Annotated in this window: 19 protein-coding genes; 8 read left to right on the top strand and 11 right to left on the bottom strand. The window is 30.1% G+C overall.

What is annotated here, in order from left to right; all coding sequences use genetic code 11:
• Positions 1 to 3 precede the first annotated feature (3 nt).
• From dapB to Q4487_RS13545, 4 genes are all read left to right on the top strand, one after another.
• Positions 4 to 705 carry a 4-hydroxy-tetrahydrodipicolinate reductase gene (gene dapB / locus Q4487_RS13530; protein WP_303543399.1) on the top strand — a complete coding sequence of 234 codons (702 nt, stop codon included), beginning with the start codon at positions 4 to 6 and terminating at the stop codon, positions 703 to 705.
• Positions 706 to 806: 101 nt separating this feature from the next.
• Positions 807 to 2,501, top strand: a complete 1,695-nt coding sequence (gene lepB / locus Q4487_RS13535; protein WP_303543397.1) for a signal peptidase I — start codon at positions 807 to 809, stop codon at positions 2,499 to 2,501.
• A gap of 104 nt (positions 2,502 to 2,605) precedes the next feature.
• A complete protein-coding gene (locus Q4487_RS13540; RefSeq protein WP_303543395.1) occupies positions 2,606 to 3,238 on the top strand; it encodes a WbqC family protein in 633 nt (210 codons plus the stop codon).
• Complete coding sequence (locus tag Q4487_RS13545; protein WP_303543393.1) at positions 3,231 to 3,545, top strand: DUF6122 family protein; 315 nt, start codon at positions 3,231 to 3,233, stop codon at positions 3,543 to 3,545. The genes Q4487_RS13540 and Q4487_RS13545 overlap by 8 nt, the downstream gene beginning before the upstream one ends.
• Before the next feature lie 23 nt (positions 3,546 to 3,568).
• On the opposite strand, the gene Q4487_RS13550 is transcribed toward Q4487_RS13545, so the two are convergent.
• Complete coding sequence (locus tag Q4487_RS13550) at positions 3,569 to 4,330, bottom strand: CPBP family intramembrane glutamic endopeptidase (protein WP_303543391.1); 762 nt, start codon at positions 4,328 to 4,330, stop codon at positions 3,569 to 3,571.
• A 71-nt stretch (positions 4,331 to 4,401) separates the two neighbouring features.
• On the bottom strand, positions 4,402 to 4,671 hold the full coding sequence (locus Q4487_RS13555) for a hypothetical protein (RefSeq protein ID WP_303543389.1): 270 nt from the start codon (positions 4,669 to 4,671) through the stop codon (positions 4,402 to 4,404).
• Positions 4,672 to 4,790: 119 nt separating this feature from the next.
• Between Q4487_RS13555 and Q4487_RS13560 the strand changes: the two genes are divergently transcribed.
• Positions 4,791 to 6,449 (top strand): vitamin K epoxide reductase family protein, encoded by a 1,659-nt coding sequence (locus tag Q4487_RS13560; protein ID WP_303543387.1) that lies wholly within the window; start codon positions 4,791 to 4,793, stop codon positions 6,447 to 6,449.
• Here Q4487_RS13560 and Q4487_RS13565 read toward each other — a convergent pair.
• The 7 genes from Q4487_RS13565 to Q4487_RS13595 form a co-directional block, all read right to left on the bottom strand.
• Entirely contained in the window at positions 6,392 to 7,417 is a 1,026-nt protein-coding gene (locus tag Q4487_RS13565) for an endonuclease/exonuclease/phosphatase family protein (protein ID WP_303543385.1), read from the bottom strand. The two genes, Q4487_RS13560 and Q4487_RS13565, sit on opposite strands and share 58 nt — an antisense overlap.
• Positions 7,417 to 8,307 carry a rhomboid family intramembrane serine protease gene (locus Q4487_RS13570; protein ID WP_303543382.1) on the bottom strand — a complete coding sequence of 297 codons (891 nt, stop codon included), beginning with the start codon at positions 8,305 to 8,307 and terminating at the stop codon, positions 7,417 to 7,419. Before Q4487_RS13570 ends, Q4487_RS13565 begins: the two co-directional genes overlap by 1 nt.
• Before the next feature lie 2 nt (positions 8,308 to 8,309).
• Positions 8,310 to 9,053, bottom strand: a complete 744-nt coding sequence (locus Q4487_RS13575) for a rhomboid family intramembrane serine protease (RefSeq protein ID WP_100895397.1) — start codon at positions 9,051 to 9,053, stop codon at positions 8,310 to 8,312.
• Complete coding sequence (gene mutL, locus Q4487_RS13580; RefSeq protein WP_303543380.1) at positions 9,053 to 10,933, bottom strand: DNA mismatch repair endonuclease MutL; 1,881 nt, start codon at positions 10,931 to 10,933, stop codon at positions 9,053 to 9,055. Before mutL ends, Q4487_RS13575 begins: the two co-directional genes overlap by 1 nt.
• The gene (locus tag Q4487_RS13585) at positions 10,933 to 11,223 is read right to left on the bottom strand and encodes a riboflavin synthase subunit beta (RefSeq protein ID WP_100895395.1); all 291 of its coding nucleotides are present in this window, start codon (positions 11,221 to 11,223) and stop codon (positions 10,933 to 10,935) included. Before Q4487_RS13585 ends, mutL begins: the two co-directional genes overlap by 1 nt.
• 173 nt (positions 11,224 to 11,396) lie before the next feature.
• Positions 11,397 to 11,879 carry a 6,7-dimethyl-8-ribityllumazine synthase gene (ribH, locus tag Q4487_RS13590; RefSeq protein WP_100895394.1) on the bottom strand — a complete coding sequence of 161 codons (483 nt, stop codon included), beginning with the start codon at positions 11,877 to 11,879 and terminating at the stop codon, positions 11,397 to 11,399.
• Between the two features lie 7 nt (positions 11,880 to 11,886).
• Positions 11,887 to 12,648, bottom strand: coding sequence for a tetratricopeptide repeat protein (locus Q4487_RS13595; protein ID WP_303543376.1), 762 nt, complete (start codon positions 12,646 to 12,648; stop codon positions 11,887 to 11,889).
• A gap of 124 nt (positions 12,649 to 12,772) precedes the next feature.
• Between Q4487_RS13595 and Q4487_RS13600 the strand changes: the two genes are divergently transcribed.
• From Q4487_RS13600 to Q4487_RS13610, 3 genes are all read left to right on the top strand, one after another.
• Positions 12,773 to 13,852 carry a DNA replication/repair protein RecF gene (locus Q4487_RS13600; protein ID WP_303543375.1) on the top strand — a complete coding sequence of 360 codons (1,080 nt, stop codon included), beginning with the start codon at positions 12,773 to 12,775 and terminating at the stop codon, positions 13,850 to 13,852.
• Positions 13,853 to 13,974: 122 nt separating this feature from the next.
• Positions 13,975 to 14,397 carry a hypothetical protein gene (locus Q4487_RS13605; RefSeq protein ID WP_303543373.1) on the top strand — a complete coding sequence of 141 codons (423 nt, stop codon included), beginning with the start codon at positions 13,975 to 13,977 and terminating at the stop codon, positions 14,395 to 14,397.
• A 2-nt stretch (positions 14,398 to 14,399) separates the two neighbouring features.
• Positions 14,400 to 14,696, top strand: coding sequence for a DUF721 domain-containing protein (locus Q4487_RS13610; protein WP_100895390.1), 297 nt, complete (start codon positions 14,400 to 14,402; stop codon positions 14,694 to 14,696).
• A gap of 75 nt (positions 14,697 to 14,771) precedes the next feature.
• Here Q4487_RS13610 and Q4487_RS13615 read toward each other — a convergent pair whose 3' ends face one another.
• The gene (locus Q4487_RS13615; protein WP_100895389.1) at positions 14,772 to 15,191 is read right to left on the bottom strand and encodes a nucleoside-diphosphate kinase; all 420 of its coding nucleotides are present in this window, start codon (positions 15,189 to 15,191) and stop codon (positions 14,772 to 14,774) included.
• Positions 15,192 to 15,304: 113 nt separating this feature from the next.
• The gene (locus Q4487_RS13620; protein ID WP_100895388.1) at positions 15,305 to 16,339 is read right to left on the bottom strand and encodes an alkaline phosphatase D family protein; all 1,035 of its coding nucleotides are present in this window, start codon (positions 16,337 to 16,339) and stop codon (positions 15,305 to 15,307) included.
• Positions 16,340 to 16,470: the final 131 nt, after the last annotated feature.

Here is a 16,470-nt window from a genome sequence, read left to right on the forward strand (position 1 = left end):
AGTATGAATATTGCTTTGTTCGGGTACGGAAGAATGGGTAAAATGATAGAACAGTTAGCCACTAACCGAAACCACACTATTGTTGCAAAAATAGATGCAGATACTACAAACATAGATTTTTCAAACATAGATGTGGCTATAGATTTTAGCCTGCCAAATGCTGCTTTTGGTAATATTGAAAAATGTATAAACAATAAGATTCCTGTAATATCTGGTACAACAGGTTGGCTAGATAAATATGATGATGCTGTTGCATTGTGTACTAACAAAAAAGGTGCCTTTATATACGCATCAAACTTTAGCCTAGGTGTAAATATATTTTTTGAACTTAATAGTTACTTAGCAAAAATGATGAAAACGTTAGGACAGTACAATGTTACTATGGAAGAAATTCATCATACAAAAAAATTAGATGCTCCAAGTGGAACTGCTATTACATTAGCAGAAGGTGTTTTAGAACACTCCAAATACAAAGGCTGGCAGCTTAATGAGGCAGACGAAAATAACATTCCAATTGTAGCAAAAAGGATTCCGGAAGTTCCTGGCACACACACAGTAAGTTACAATAGCGATGTAGATAGTATAGACATTACACATACAGCACATAACAGAGAAGGCTTTGCGCTTGGAGCTGTAATTGCTGCCGAATGGATTGTTGGTAAAACAGGTGTTTTTACTATGAAAGACGTTCTTGAACTTAATTAAAAGTTAAAAAATAACACAAAGTAGACTGTTTCGTAAAAAATAATTTAGTTTTAAAAAATACGACACCAATAACAGTATACTTAAACCCATAAATTAAAAAAATGAATATATCTCAGTGGATCATTTTTATCCTAATAATACAAGTAATACACTTTTTAGGAACGTGGAAACTATACGTTAAAGCGGGCAGAAAAGCTTGGGAAGCAGCAATACCTGTTTACAACGCTATAGTTTTAATGCAAATTATTAGAAGACCAAAATGGTGGGTAATTCTTCTTTTTATTCCAATAATTAACCTTTTAATGTTTCCTGTAATTTGGGTAGAAACTATTAGAAGTTACGGTAAAAATAGTCTTTTAGACACTTGGTTAGTTATATTAACACTTGGGTTTTATATCTACTATGTAAACTACGCGTTAGATGTAAAATATATAGAAGACAGAAGTTTACACCCAACTACTGGTTTAGGAGAATGGGTAAGCTCTATAGTATTTGCAATTGTTGCAGCCACTTTTGTACACACTTATTTTATACAACCTTATGTAATACCTACTTCATCTTTAGAAAAAACACTTTTAGTTGGCGATTTCTTATTTGTAAGCAAGTTTAATTACGGTGCACGTACTCCAATGACAACGGTTGCGGCTCCTATGGTACACGATACGCTACCTGTACTAGGATTAAAATCATACTTAAACAAACCACAATTACCTTATTTTAGGCTACCTGGTTTTCAGAAAATAGAAAGAAATGATATTGTTGTTTTTAGCTGGCCTGCAGATACTGTAAGACAATTTTTTGTTAAAGAAAAAGGTGTTAGAAAACCAATTGATAAAAAATCTAACTACGTTAAACGTTGCGTAGGTATATCTGGAGATACAATTTCTGTTATAGATGGCTATGTGCACATTAATGGAAAAAAAACTGTTTTACCAGACAGAGCAAAACCTATGTTTTTTCATGTAGTAACTACAAAGGCACCTTTAGACAATACTGTTCTTAACACCTTAGGAAGAAAAAACTTTACAGGATACACCACACGTATACCAAAGGAGGTTTTACAAAAAAACAACGTTCCTGAGTTAATGAAAAAAGGAACTAATTTAGATGAAATAAAACAAGACTCTAGCTACGTTTATTACACAGGTAACTTTGGAAGTGAAAAAATAAAAAATTACCTAAAAGCTGAAGATGTACGAACAATGAACTTGTTTAACCTTACGGAAGCTGAAGCTAAAAAGATTGAAAAGTTATCTGCAGTAGTGAGCGTTAAAAAGTTTAGCTACAAAAATCCTACTACAAAGGTGTTTCCACAAAATGCAAATTTAGCAGGCACGGAAGATAATTTTGGCCCTATTTACATTCCTAAAGCAGGTGCTACAATTAAATTAAACACTAAAAACCTGCCTATTTACAAAAAAATACTAACAGAGTACGAGGGTAACACACTAGCACAAGCAGGAAACCAAATTACTGTTAATGGTAAAGTAACAGATACGTACACCTTTAAACAAGATTATTTTTGGATGATGGGTGATAACAGACACCAATCTGAAGATAGTAGATACTGGGGCTTTGTACCAGAAAACCACGTTGTAGGTAAACCTATATTTATTTGGATGAGTATTGATGGTATTAATGATGGTTTCTCTAATTGGAAACCTCGTTGGAATCGTTTCTTTACAACAGTTGGAGGCTCTGGAGAACCTGTATCATACTTAAAATATTTTTTAATAGCATTGGTTGCGTACTTTGCCTTTGACTACTTTAGAAAAAAGAAGAAAAAAACTAGTTAATAACACACTAAATAATAATAATAATAATAATAATATTAATATTAAAGATGAGTGTGTAAATCTACTTACATACTCACCTTTAATTACACTAACATATAAATTTAATGTCTGTTTTATTACACCCTGGGTATTTTTTAAATATTGCAAACTTTATTGCTATAGCAAACAATAAAGTATGTTGGGAAGTGAATGATAATTACCAAAAGCAAACATTTAGAAACAGAACATATATTGCTGCTGACATTGGCAAGCATATGCTAAACATACCCATTAAACATATAGGCAAATCTAGTGGTAAACAGCTATACAAAGATGTAAAAGTAGAGAATGATTATGCTTGGCAACGCCAACATTGGAGAACACTAGAAACAGCTTATAGAACATCTGCTTTTTTTGAGTTTTATGAAGACGAACTTATTTCTTTATTTGAAAAAAAACATACTTTTTTATTAGATCTAAATTTAGAAACAACATCACTAATATGTGATTTTCTTCAGGTTGATATGCCCCAAGAAAAAACTTCTACTTTTCAAAAAAATCCTAATGATATACTAGATGGCAGACTGCTTGTTTCATCTAAAAGTAAAATAGATTTTAAACAAGAAGAATACTTTCAGGTTTTTAACGATCGTAATGGCTTTATAGAAAACTGCAGTATTTTAGATTTACTTTTTAATGAAGGCACAAATGCTCTTACCTATTTGCAAAATCATACACTTAAATTAAACAATGCTTAGGTTTTGCTTACACTACGGTATACACTTTATTGTACCCATATTAATTGGTTATTTTTTTTACAAAGAACAGCGCTCTAGAGCTATTATAATACTTTTAGCCGCTATTTTAATAGATTTAGACCACTTACTTGCCACACCTATTTTTGAAGCTAACAGATGTAGTATTAACTTTCATCCATTACACACCTATTGGGCAATGGTTGTTTATATTGGTTTGTTATTTTTTAAGAAAACAAGAATTTTTGGAATAGCATTACTACTACATATGCTAGCAGATTTTGTAGACTGTTTATTTATTAATTCTTAAACAATTAATGCAGTCAAATAGTTTTATCGCTTCAAACCCATAAAATACAACTTTCTTAAAAAGTATAAAAGTCCAATAGCACTAACTCCATATATAACAAAGCCAATAAAATACATCGACTCCTTTGACTCAAATATTTTAATTAGAGTTAAATTTGCAAATAAATTAAATAACATATGCATAATAATATTTAACCATAATGACTTGGTTATTTTGTATAGATAACTAAATATTATCCCCATAAAGAAATAACCCAATAAGCCATTTAAATCTGAGTGCATTACAGCAAATAGAAAAGATGTTAACAAAATTGCCTTTAATGAGCTATGTATCTCTAAAAGTTTTGTGAAAATAATTCGCCGAAATAATAATTCTTCTAAAAATGGGGCAATAAATATTGATATTACAAAATCGTTTATCCCAATGTTAGACTTAACATTAACAGGATAAATTTCAAGAAATGTTAATTTACCATTAAATAAATTATAAAAAAAGGAATAATTTAAAATATTATATATTATAAACGATAATATTAATATAAAAAAAGAAATAACAACGATTAAAATATTAGGAAAAAAACTATTAAATTTAAAGTTAATCTTATTCCTTTTAACTAAAAATAAAATTAAAATAAAAACAATCAACTCAAAACCATACAACAACAAATAATTTTGTTGGTGATAAGTCAAAAAAATCTTAGAAATAAAAAATAACATTAAATGTATTACTTGAATAAGTAATAACAAAAATAAAAAATTAAAGAATGCTTTATAATTACGGAGCATATTAATACAATTAAGCAAGTGCCACACAAAAAAATTATTGTATGACACTTATAAGGTTTACTTTATTAAACTTAAAGCGCATTAGGGCATCCTGACCTATGCATAAACAGATCCCTTATTAATGTACCCCAACCGTTCTGCCACACAGATCTTGGTGACTCCCTATCTGCACAAGCATAACAAGGCCCTCCAGTAAGTACCACCTCGCCCATATCATAAGTCCCTCCAAAACCATCAGGATCTCCGGCACAACCACCAGTATCACGCCCTCCTTTAACCTCTAATAACTCTTCCTTAGAAATTGCATCAAAATCATTTAAACTTAATTTTTTCAAAATCATAATAAAACTATTTTAAATTAATAAGCATAATATTACAAAATAAAAATAATTAATCAGACGTGGAATAGATGTGATTTTTTTTCTATCTGTAAAATACTAAACAACTAATTATTTTAAATATGTTTACCAAAAAAACAATTACAAATGTAATATATGAACTTTTTAAACAGTTAGATATTTACATTACAAAGGGTTCTATAGAAAATAAATTGTTAAAACACCCAGAATACCCTTCTTTAATTTCATTAACCCAAACCCTTGAAAGCTTAGGTCTAACAAATAAAGCAATCAAAGTAACTAAAGAACATTTATTTCAAATTCAAACTCCTTTTTTAGTGACTACTAACAAAAAAGAAATTTTCTTAATAAAAAAAATAGATGGCAGCTATATTTTTACTTATTCTTCTGATGGCTGGCAAAAAATAAAATTAAAAAAATTTGACTCAATATGGAATAACTACATAGTTTTAGTGGATACTGAACTAAAAATAAAAGAAAAAGATTATCGCAAAAAAAAAATAGCTGAATTAACTACCTCTATAAAATTCCCCCTATTAATTCTATCAATACTTCTAATAATCATTACAGTAAGTTATTTTATAGGATTCTCTTCTCTTTTAATTTATTATTACATAAAAATAGTTGGATTAATTATATCCTTATTTTTAATAAATAAAGAAATAAATAAGAATGTTAATTATAAAATATGTTCTTTAAGTAAAAAAATTAATTGTGATGACATATTAAACTCCCCTGCTTCAAAAGTTTTTGGAGTAATATCTATGACAGATATAGCATTTATTTATTTTATTGGTACATTATTAACAGTAACACTATCAACTCTAACAAATAACGAAACTAGAAATGAATTGATCTATTTTCTAAACTTATTAAGCTTTCTTTCTATTCCTTACACAATATTTTCAATAATTTATCAATCTCTTATTTTTAAAAAGTGGTGTTCCTTATGTATTTTAACTATTCTTGTTTTATGGGCAGAAAGTATTATTGCTGATATAAATATTGTTAATTATTCAAGTTATCTGTATATTTCAATAAATAGCTTTATTATTTTAATGTATTCTTTTATAACACCCATAATATTTTGGGCTTTTTCAAAAGATATTTTAATAAAATATAATAAATATAATATTATTGAATATCCATATAAAAGACTAATAAACAATAGAGATATTTTTAATTTTTTATTAAACAAACAAGTCAATGTGAATATGGATTTTCAACCTAATGAGATTATATTAGGAAATAAATCTATTAAAAACACAATTACTATTCTTATTGACCCTTATTGCAATGCCTGCGCAAAAGAATATGACTTAGTGTTACAATTATTAGAAAAACATTCAAATTTCGCAAAAGTTATCCTTCGTTTTGCTGCTAAATACAATGTTAATGAGCAAATTAAGAATTACACTACATTAATGCTCACAAGCCATTACTTAAATAATCCTGAACTCTTCAAAGAGCTATTAAAAACTTGGTTTCAAATAAAAAACTTTGATTTTTTCAATAAAAATCACCCCACTAAGCACAATCCAATTTCAGAAATTATAGTTAAAAACAATTATAATTGGTCGTTTAAAAATAACGTATTGACAACACCTACATTATATTTAAATTCAAAAAAACTCCCGAAAGAATATAATCTTAAGAAGTTAATTAGCATTCTAGATTTTAAAACAAATAGTAACAGTGCTTATCAATTTAATGAAAATACCGCCATTACAGGAAAATGGTCTGATAATTTATTATCATAATTTTTATGTGCGATAACTTCAAACTCTTTGCTCGTCAAAATAAAATCTATACGAACTGGGTAATATTTAAAGTTATAAGTTCTGCCATAAGCAGATCCTTTTTCATTAAAAGTATCTTGTAAATCTCCTTTTATAGTCCTGTACACATTAGAGTATTGGTTGTTATTAAAATCACCACAAACTATGGTTTTATAAGCCACCTTTTTTCTGTGCTCTTGCACTATTTTAGCTTGGTCTTGTTGCTTTTTAAACGACTTTGTTATTCTGCCATATAATTTAGAAGACTCTTCATTAGAAATTGTCTCAATATCTGGTACAACCTTTAAAGACTCTAAATGTAAATTATAAACTCTTACGGTATCATTCTTATAAAGTATATCTGCAAAACTGGCAATGTTGTTTGTGTGCTTAAATGGTAACTCGCCCGTATTTACTATTGGATATTTAGAATAAATTGCTTGGTTTACCTTATTCACATAAAAGCCAGGTGCAACATAATTATATTTATATCTATGTTTTAGTTGATGATAACGAACTCTACTAAATTCCTGAAAACATACTACATCTGGATCTTCATTTAACACAAAATCAATAATTTTATCACCGAGAGATTTATCACTAGACCATTCATATTTATTAAAACCTCTTGTATTGTAACTCATCACTTTTAAATCCTTGCTACTAGCCTCTTCACTTTTAAAAGAAAACTTAAAAAAAGAATCTATTAAGAAATAACCTAGAATAAGTACTAACGCAGAAAGTAGTATTCGCCTATTTTTAGCAAGTAACCAATACAAACAAAAAATAACATTAACTAAAACTAATAAAGGTAATGACAGACTAAATACAGATAAGAATGGAAGTACTTTTACAGATATATATGGTGCTAAGTAAGAAACACAAAGTAGCAATGCAAACAAATAATTGAGAACAAATACAATTCTATTAAAAAACGATTGCTTTTTCACTAGTCCTCTTTACCCGCTATAAATAAAAAATCTTTTTCTTCTTTAGATAGACTCTCGTAGCCAGACTTGCTAATTTTATCTAAAATAGCATCAATTTTACGTTGCTTATCTGCCTTTTTACGATCTATAGTTGTTGCTGTATTATGTACTGCTTTATTTGATGCTGATTTAGATGCTGTATTCCTATAAACTGTTTTCATAGGCGCCTTTTTTTCTTTCTTAAAAATATTAGCTAAACTATCCATAAACCTACCAAAACCTGCTCCTATATCTGTGCCATTAGTTAATTGTTTTGCATAAACATAACCTAAAGCTGCACCACCTAAATGACTTAACATTCCGCCTACATTCTGCCCCGTAGACAACCTAACTAAATCCAAAACAACTATTATAACACCTAAATGCCATAATTTTAAATCTATAATTAGCAAACGCACTGTTTGGTTTGGTAAATAAGTACATACAAAAATTAAAACCGCTGTTACACCTGCAGATGCACCAATTAAAACACTATTTTGCCCAAGTAAAGCTGGTATAGTATTATAACCTAGCATAAATAATAAGCCACCTACTATTACTCCTAAAAAATATACATTTAAGAACTTTTTGGCATTAAATAAGTTTAAAAAAGTTCTCCCAAAAAAATAGAGCATTAACATATTCCAAAAAATATGTCCTAAACCATTATGAAAAAAAGAATATGTAACAATAGACCAAGGCTGTAAAATAAAATCACCTATGTTTTCAGGCAAATTAAACCATTGCACAATATTTGGCAGTCTAAATAAATTAACAAAGATTAGAGTAGATAAAAAAACAACAACATTAATAGCTATTAATTTTTCAGCAACGTTTAATCTTGCATATTGATATTTTAAATCTCCATTCATTTTTAATTCCAGCGATTGTTGTTAAACTGATTTTTTTTCCAGTACCACATCATAATAAATCCAAAAATGGCACCACCAATATGTGCAAAATGAGCAATTCCGCCACCAAATAAAGAATAACCTGTTATGCCTGAAAATAAATCGATACCAATTAAAACAGGAATAAAATACTTTGCCTTTATTGGAATAGGTAAAAATATCATCATTAATTCGGCATTTGGGAACATCATACCAAAGGCAACTAAAACACCATAAATGGCTCCAGAAGCACCTACTGCTGGCGTATTATAAGCACTTAAAAAATTATCTATTGTACTTTTAGACGCCACATTATACCAGTCTGGCATATATTTACCCTCTGCTATAATACTCATTACGTGCTCCTTACTAACCCCTGAATTTACAATAGCATCTAAACCTTTGTTAAAGTAAAAATAGTTAACACCTGTATGTATTAATGCTGCGCCAATACCAGCAGAAAAATAGAAGAATAAAAATTTATTTTTACCCCACATTTGTTCTAAAGGCGTACCAAAAGCGTACAAAGCATACATATTAAATGCTATATGCATAAAACCTCCGTGCATAAACATATGTGACACCAATTGCCACAATTGAAAATTCTCATTTTCTGGAAACCACAAAGAAAACCACTGGTACATTTGGTCCCCTAGGGTTTCTGTTGCTAAAAAGAAAATAACGTTTATTATAATTAAATGCTTAATAACATCTGTAAGTCTACCCATTATATAAATTTTTTATCAATATCATTTTCTGTGATAGTCACATAAATTAGCTTGTTAAACGGACTTACCATAGATTCTGTACACGCAAACAAATCGTTTACCAGCGCAGATTGTGATAATTTATCTAGTACATCTCCTGTTTTAACAGCTAAAGATTTGCACAATGCTTTGCTTAAAACATCTGCTTGTGAAAAACCATCTGCTCCTACATTTTGCTGACAATCTGCCATTAACTCATCAAAAATAGCATCTACTTCTGCCTCTGCTACCATTGGCGGAATACCATTTATTTCTACTACACTTTCGCTGATGTTGCCAAAAACAAAGCCCATAGTAGTTAAGTTATCTTTTATTTCTTTAAGTATATCTATTTCTGCTAAAGAAAACGATAGTTGTATTGGAAAAAGTAATTGCTGACTTAATCCTTCATTTAAAGTAACAGTACGTAAAAATTTCTCGTACAACACACGTTGGTGTGCTCTTCCTTGGTCTATTACAACCATACCAGATTTAATAGTAGTTACAATATACTTTCTTTTTAACTGAAATGTAATTGCTGTTGTATCTAAATCATCCTCAGTATCATCAAAAATAGACTTTGTACTAACTTCAGACTCAAAACTTAATCCTTCAAAACCAGAAGCTTTAACCTCTGTTGGTGCAGTTTCTACATACAAACTCTCCCAACTTTGTGGACTAGGTTTTTTATATGATGAAAAAGAAGAAGTAGATGATGATTTTGGAGAATTACTAGAAGTTACCTTTGTTTCTTCTGCAAACGGATTAAAAGTAGAATCTACAGTTACTTTTGGTAATACTGCATTCTTATTTTTATAATCATATGGTGTTTGCAAATTACTATCGTGCTCAAAATCTAGAGTTGGCGCTACATTAAACTGCCCCAAACTATGCTTTATGGTAGACCTTAAAATAGCATATAAAGTCTGCTCATCATCAAACTTAATTTCTGTTTTTGTAGGGTGTATATTTATATCTATTGATGAAGGATCTACTTCTAAATTTAAAAAGTAACCAGGATGTGTACCCGGTTTTATTAACCCTTCAAAAGCAGCAAGTACCGCGTAATGCAAATAATGACTTTTTATAAATCTATTATTTACAAAAAAATATTGCTCTCCTCTACTCTTTTTAGCAAACTCTGACTTACATATAAAACCAGAAACTTTTACAACCTGAGTTTCTTCTTCTACAGGTACTAATTTCTCGTTAGATTTTTTACCAAAAATATTTACTATTCGCTGTCTAAAATTAGACTCTGGCAAATTAAAAAGTTCGCTTCCGTTATTGTAATAATTAAAAGCAATTGTTGGGTGCGCTAAAGCTACTCTATGAAACTCATCTGTAATGTGACGCAATTCTACAGCATCAGACTTTAAAAAATTTCTACGTGCAGGTATGTTAAAAAACAAGTGTTTTACAGCTAAAGAAGTACCCTGTGGTGTAGCAACAACCTCTTGAGATTTAATTTCACTACCCTCTATTTCTATAGCCGTACCTGTTTCTTCGTCAGCTGTTTTGGTCTGCAAATCTACACGAGCAATTGCCGCAATAGAAGCCAAAGCCTCACCTCTAAACCCTTTTGTGTTTAGATTAAATAAATCTTCTGCACTTTGTATTTTAGATGTTGCGTGGCGCTCAAAACTAAGTCTAGCGTCTGTAGCACTCATACCAACACCGTTATCTACAACTTGTATTAGAGATTTACCACCATCTTTTATAATTAATTTTATAGTTGTTGCTCCTGCGTCTATTGCATTTTCTAGTAGTTCTTTAACTACAGATGCTGGTCGCTGAACAACTTCACCAGCTGCAATTTGGTTTGCAACGTGGTCCGGTAAAAGTTTTATGATATCTGCCATTATTTTATGGAGAATATTGAAAGGTCAAAGTCTATAATGTATAAAAAAGCGAAAACTAAAATGGTAATAATAATAGCCATTCTTATTTTCATATTTCTGTCTCCCTCTTTGCGTAAGTCAGAAAAAGCGTTTCCAAACTTACTTTTTAATCCTTGCCTTGGGCCAACAGTTGTACGGTATTGATCTAGTTTATGCTGAATTTTATACGGATTACCCTCACCTTTATCATCAAAATAACGAGGCTTGTATTCGTACGATTTATTCTTCCGTAATCTTGTAAATTTTCCCATAATAGCTAGATTTTCAAAGGTACTTAAAAACACAAAAAATAGCACAGATACTATGCCAAAACTTGTTAACAAGTCAAAATAGCATAAAAAGGCTAAAATCAATATAAAAAAACTCCTAAAAATCTTTATTAAAAAGACTCTTAGGAGTAATTATATGATATTTAAAACAGAGTTTAGTTTCCTAAAGCTACCATTTTAATTGCTGCTATAGCTGCTTCTGTACCTTTATTACCGTGCTTACCACCACTACGGTCTATTGCTTGTTGTAAGTTATTGTCTGTAAGTACACAAAAAATAACTGGTGTATCTGTTTGTACATTTAAGTCTTTTATACCCTGCGCTGTTGCACTACATACAAAATCAAAATGTTTAGTTTCTCCTTGTATAACACTACCAATAGCTATAACTGCATCTACTTTTTGTGTTGCAATCATTTTTTTACTACCAAAAGTAAGTTCAAAACTACCAGGAACATCCCAACGTATAATGTTTTCTTGTACAGCTCCACAATCTAATAATGCTTCTATTGCACCATTATATAATCCTTCTGTAACTTCTGTGTTCCATTCTGAAACAACAATCCCAAACCGAAAATCTTTCGCGTTTGGGATTGAAGCCTTATCGTAAACTGATAAATTTTTATTAGCCGTAGCCATATCTTTCTTATTTTGCTTTTCCTATAAATGCATCAATAGTTGTTGCTTCTATAGATGCAGAGTATTCGTTTTTAATTCTTTCAAAGAATTTTAACGCTTTATCTTTTTCTCCTAATTCTAAAGCTGCAATACCCGCTTTGTATAAATACCTTGGAGTTGTAAAATCGTTATCTCCTTGTGCAATTGCTTTTTCATAATATCCTAAAGCATCTTCAGTTTGGTTTAACTGCATAAAAGAATCTCCTATACCACCTTTTGCTAAAGCGCCTAAAGTAACATTATCTGTACTAAAGTCTTCTAAATGGTTAATTGCCTCTTTATAATTTTTTAAATTTAAGTAAGCCATACCTGCAGAGTAACTAGCTAAGTTAGCTGTTGGTGTACCACTGTAGTCCTTAATAATATCTAAAAATCCGTATTTACCTTCAGAACCGTTTAAAGCTAAAGTTAATAATGAATCTTTGTTTGCAGATGTATTGTTTAATGCTTGGTCTAAGTATTGCTGTGGGTAATACATTTCATTATTAGCATCGTTTATTTTTGGATTTTGCACAAAATTAACATAAGCTAAGTAACCTAAAATACCAACGGCAATAACACCAATAACACCTAAAATTACTTTTTGGTTCTTTGCTACCCATTCTTCAGATTTAGATGCACTTTCATCTAAAGTATTAAAAACTTCTGCAGTTGTGCTATCTTGTTCTTGTACTTCTACTTCTTCTTCTTTAGTCTTTGGTTTGTATCCTCGCTTTTTGTATGTAGCCATAGTTAATTTTGTTAATCGCGCAAAAATAAAGTTTTTATTGAAATTTAAAACCTTATTTATTCGTTATTTTTCAATAATTTGCGACTTCTCTTATATTTTCAAAATAAAACTTGCCAAAAACAGAATGCTTTTAAAGAAATTATCTCTTGTAAATTATAAAAATTTTGACTCTAAGGAATTTGATTTTGATGCTAAAATAAACTGCTTTGTTGGTAGTAATGGCGTAGGAAAAACAAATATTTTAGATGCTATTTACCACTTATCTTTTGGCAAAAGTTATTTTAACCCAATTGCCTCACAAAACATAAAACATGGTGAAGATTTTTTTGTTGTAGATGGTTTGTTTTTTAAAGGAGAAAGAGATGAAAAAATAATTTGTAGCTTAAAAAAGGGTGCAAAAAAGGTAATTAAACGAAATGGTAAAGCATATGATAAGTTTTCTGATCATATTGGTTTTTTACCTTTAGTTATTATATCGCCTGCAGATCGCGATCTTATTTTAGAAGGTAGTGACACAAGACGTAAGTTTATAGATGGTGTAATATCACAATCTAACAAAGAGTATTTAACTGCCCTTTTAAAATACAATAAGATACTTTTACAGCGTAATTCTTTACTAAAATACTTTGCTGTAAACCATACTTTTGACAAAACAACACTTAGTATCTATAATGAACAATTGCAAGAATACGGTAGTATAATACACAAAGAACGTGTTGCTTTTTTAGAAGCTTTTATTCCTATTTTTAAAGAGCAATACGCAGCTATTTCTGCTGGCAAAGAAAATGTTACCATTACTTACAATAGTAAATTACTAGAAAAAAGTTTATTGCAGTTGTTTGATGAAAGTTTAGAAAAAGACAGAGCTGTACAATACACAACTGTAGGTACACATAAAGACGATTTATCTTTTGAGATTAATGAATATCCCGTTAAAAAATTTGGTAGTCAAGGACAACAAAAATCATTTTTAATTGCTTTAAAATTAGCGCAGTTTAATTTTATAAAAGAACAAGCTAAAACAACTCCTATTTTATTATTAGATGATATTTTTGATAAGCTAGACGAGAACCGAGTAGCACAAATTGTATCTTTAGTAGATGATGATAATTTTGGACAAATTTTTATTAGTGACACACACGCAGACCGTACTGAAAATGTGGTAAAAAATATACACCAGAGTTACAAGATATTTAAACTTTAATAGCTAAGTATTACAGTTTTCATTTTTATTATCAGAAAATAAAATAAGACCAAAACTTACTCTTATTTTATACCTAAATTTGCAAAACAAGCGTATCATCTGCCTAAAAAATAAGTCTTAAAATGAAAAAAATAATCTTTTTACTTGCTACAATACTGGTTATAGGATGTAACAGTAAAACCACTGTAAAAAAAGAAGATTTGCACCTCCTAAACGGATATTGGGAAATTAGCCAAGTTTTTTTTGCAGACGGTAGCAGCAAAAATTATAAAGCTAGTCCTATGGTAGATTTTTTTAAGATTGATAATCTAAAAGGATTTAGAACAAAATTACAGCCAAAAATAGGAGGCACTTTTAACACAAATAAAGATATAGACAAGGTATTAATTACCCAAAAAGAAACTACTTTTACCATACTATACACAAACGACCTTACCCAGAGAGAAGAAGAATTGCTAAATCTTACACAAGACTCTTTTACCGTAAAGGATACCGAACAAATTACATACGTTTACAAACGCTACCAACCTATACAAATAGACTAACAATGGCAAAACGAAAAAAAGAAAACCTACAACTAGGAGATCTTTTACAAGATTTTATTAAAGAAAACAAGTTAGACCGTGGTATAAACGTTGTAGATACACGTACTGCCTGGAAAAACCTTATGGGGCCAGGCGTAAACAACTACACTACCGCTGTAGAGTTGCGAGGCGGAACGTTGTATGTGTCTTTAAGTTCTTCTGTTTTAAGAGAAGAATTAAGTCACGGAAATTCCAAAATAATAAAAATGATAAATGAAGATTTAGGAAAAGAAGTAGTTAAAAAACTAGTACTACGCTAAACTAAATTTTATTTTAAAGCATAAAAAAACCATCAAGTAATACTTGATGGTTTTTTAGTATTTTTTGTGTGAGATCTAGAAAATTTCTCTTCCAGAAAAATGGAAAGCTCCTTCAATAGCAGCATTCTCATCACTATCAGATCCGTGTACTGCATTTTCTCCTATAGAAGTTGCATATAATTTACGAATAGTACCTTCTGCAGCTTCAGCTGGGTTAGTAGCACCAATAAGAGCTCTAAAATCTTCAACAGCGTTATCTTTTTCTAAGATAGCAGCAACAATAGGACCTCTAGTCATAAATTCTACTAACTCTCCAAAAAACGGACGCTCGTTATGTACAGCGTAAAATGCTTCTGCATCTCTTGTGCTTAACTGCGTATATTTCATAGCTACAATTTTAAAACCTGCAGATGTAATTTTTTCTAAAATACCACCAATGTGACCATTTTCTACACCGTCTGGCTTAATCATTGTAAAAGTTCTGTTTGTAATCATCGTCTTTTTAATTTTTTGCAAAAATAATGCTTTTAATATAACACGCAACAAATTAACTTAAAAGCTTGTAAAGCAACCGTTAATAGATTGTTAGGTTTATGATTACAAGCTACTTAATACGTTTGTTTTAATTCTCCTAACACTTGCCCATTATCTCCCATCATCTTAAAATCTACTGTTTTAGTTTTAAAATCAAAATTTAAAAGTCCAAAGCTTTTTACAAAAACTACCTCTCCTACTCTATATGGGTTTTCTTCTCCATTAAAGCCTGTGTAAGTATGAGTTAAACCACTACTTGTAAAATCTACCAAAGGATAATTTAGATCTTTTACCGTATCTACAGAAAACTCAGATATATGTCTGTCGCCAGATAAAATAATTGTTCCTTTAGCCTTGCTTTCTACTAATAATTTTTTCAACCTATCTACTTCATGCGGAAAATTCCCCCAGCCTTCAAAACCGTGTTTATTAGACAAGTACTGTACACTACTAATTAGCACGTTAAAATCTGCATCAGAATTTACAAGCTCGTTTGTTAGCCATTTCCACTGTTCTTCACCTAAAATAGTTCCCTCTCCGTAAACATTAGGTTGTACACGTCTTTTTTTACTTGTAGATGGTGTTAAAGCCGTTCTAAAATAGCGTGTATCTAAAACCAAAACTTTTATTTTCCCCTCTGGCAAGTTGTAATTATGAACAGCGTAAACACCTTCTCTTGTTCTACGAGGACTATCTTTAGCCACATCCATAAAATCCAAAAACTCTTGTTCACTTTCCTTCTTTGCCTTAAACTCTGCGCCACCATCATTTAAACCATAATCATGATCATCCCAAGTACCAATTACAGGAACCTTTTCTTTTAATTGTTTATATCCCGGAACATTATCTTGAGCCGCATAAATAGCTCTTATTTTTTCTATATTATCTGTATCTGCATAGATAATGTCTCCTCCCCAAATCCATAGATTAGGGTTTGTAGAAAGTATATCATCCCACAAAGGGTTTACCTCATCATGCTTATTACAAGATCCAAAAGCAATTGTAAAATCTGTTTTAGTATTTAATGCTACTGCTGGTTCTATAGTTTTTACTGTTTTACAAGATGCAAAAGCAACTAACAAACCAAGAACAAAAATAGTTTTCTTCAAAATATTGAATTTATAATTTAAGTAACAATTTTAAGACTATTTTTTTACATACTAAAGCAATATATAAGGTATTAACTTAAACATAAGATTGCAAGTTTATAAATACTGTTCTGTATTTTGAGCATTTACTA

It is taken from the genome of Cellulophaga sp. 3_MG-2023, from assembly GCF_030546975.1.
In the GTDB taxonomy this organism is placed as follows: domain Bacteria; phylum Bacteroidota; class Bacteroidia; order Flavobacteriales; family Flavobacteriaceae; genus Cellulophaga.

What these genes read in the sequence shown, in the direction of transcription:
- mutL (WP_303543380.1), bottom strand. Translation starts at nt 10,933, where the DNA reads ATGGCAGATATCATAAAACTTTTACCGGACCACGTTGCAAACCAAATT.
- Q4487_RS13570 (WP_303543382.1), bottom strand. Translation starts at nt 8,307, where the DNA reads ATGAATGGAGATTTAAAATATCAATATGCAAGATTAAACGTTGCTGAA.
- lepB (WP_303543397.1), top strand. Translation starts at nt 807, where the DNA reads ATGAATATATCTCAGTGGATCATTTTTATCCTAATAATACAAGTAATA.
- dapB (WP_303543399.1), top strand. Translation starts at nt 4, where the DNA reads ATGAATATTGCTTTGTTCGGGTACGGAAGAATGGGTAAAATGATAGAA.
- Q4487_RS13560 (WP_303543387.1), top strand. Translation starts at nt 4,791, where the DNA reads ATGTTTACCAAAAAAACAATTACAAATGTAATATATGAACTTTTTAAA.
- Q4487_RS13595 (WP_303543376.1), bottom strand. Translation starts at nt 12,648, where the DNA reads ATGGCTACATACAAAAAGCGAGGATACAAACCAAAGACTAAAGAAGAA.
- Q4487_RS13545 (WP_303543393.1), top strand. Translation starts at nt 3,231, where the DNA reads ATGCTTAGGTTTTGCTTACACTACGGTATACACTTTATTGTACCCATA.
- Q4487_RS13555 (WP_303543389.1), bottom strand. Translation starts at nt 4,671, where the DNA reads ATGATTTTGAAAAAATTAAGTTTAAATGATTTTGATGCAATTTCTAAG.
- Q4487_RS13610 (WP_100895390.1), top strand. Translation starts at nt 14,400, where the DNA reads ATGGCAAAACGAAAAAAAGAAAACCTACAACTAGGAGATCTTTTACAA.
- Q4487_RS13540 (WP_303543395.1), top strand. Translation starts at nt 2,606, where the DNA reads ATGTCTGTTTTATTACACCCTGGGTATTTTTTAAATATTGCAAACTTT.
- Q4487_RS13605 (WP_303543373.1), top strand. Translation starts at nt 13,975, where the DNA reads ATGAAAAAAATAATCTTTTTACTTGCTACAATACTGGTTATAGGATGT.
- Q4487_RS13550 (WP_303543391.1), bottom strand. Translation starts at nt 4,330, where the DNA reads ATGCTCCGTAATTATAAAGCATTCTTTAATTTTTTATTTTTGTTATTA.
- ribH (WP_100895394.1), bottom strand. Translation starts at nt 11,879, where the DNA reads ATGGCTACGGCTAATAAAAATTTATCAGTTTACGATAAGGCTTCAATC.
- Q4487_RS13600 (WP_303543375.1), top strand. Translation starts at nt 12,773, where the DNA reads ATGCTTTTAAAGAAATTATCTCTTGTAAATTATAAAAATTTTGACTCT.
- Q4487_RS13585 (WP_100895395.1), bottom strand. Translation starts at nt 11,223, where the DNA reads ATGGGAAAATTTACAAGATTACGGAAGAATAAATCGTACGAATACAAG.
- Q4487_RS13615 (WP_100895389.1), bottom strand. Translation starts at nt 15,191, where the DNA reads ATGATTACAAACAGAACTTTTACAATGATTAAGCCAGACGGTGTAGAA.
- Q4487_RS13575 (WP_100895397.1), bottom strand. Translation starts at nt 9,053, where the DNA reads ATGGGTAGACTTACAGATGTTATTAAGCATTTAATTATAATAAACGTT.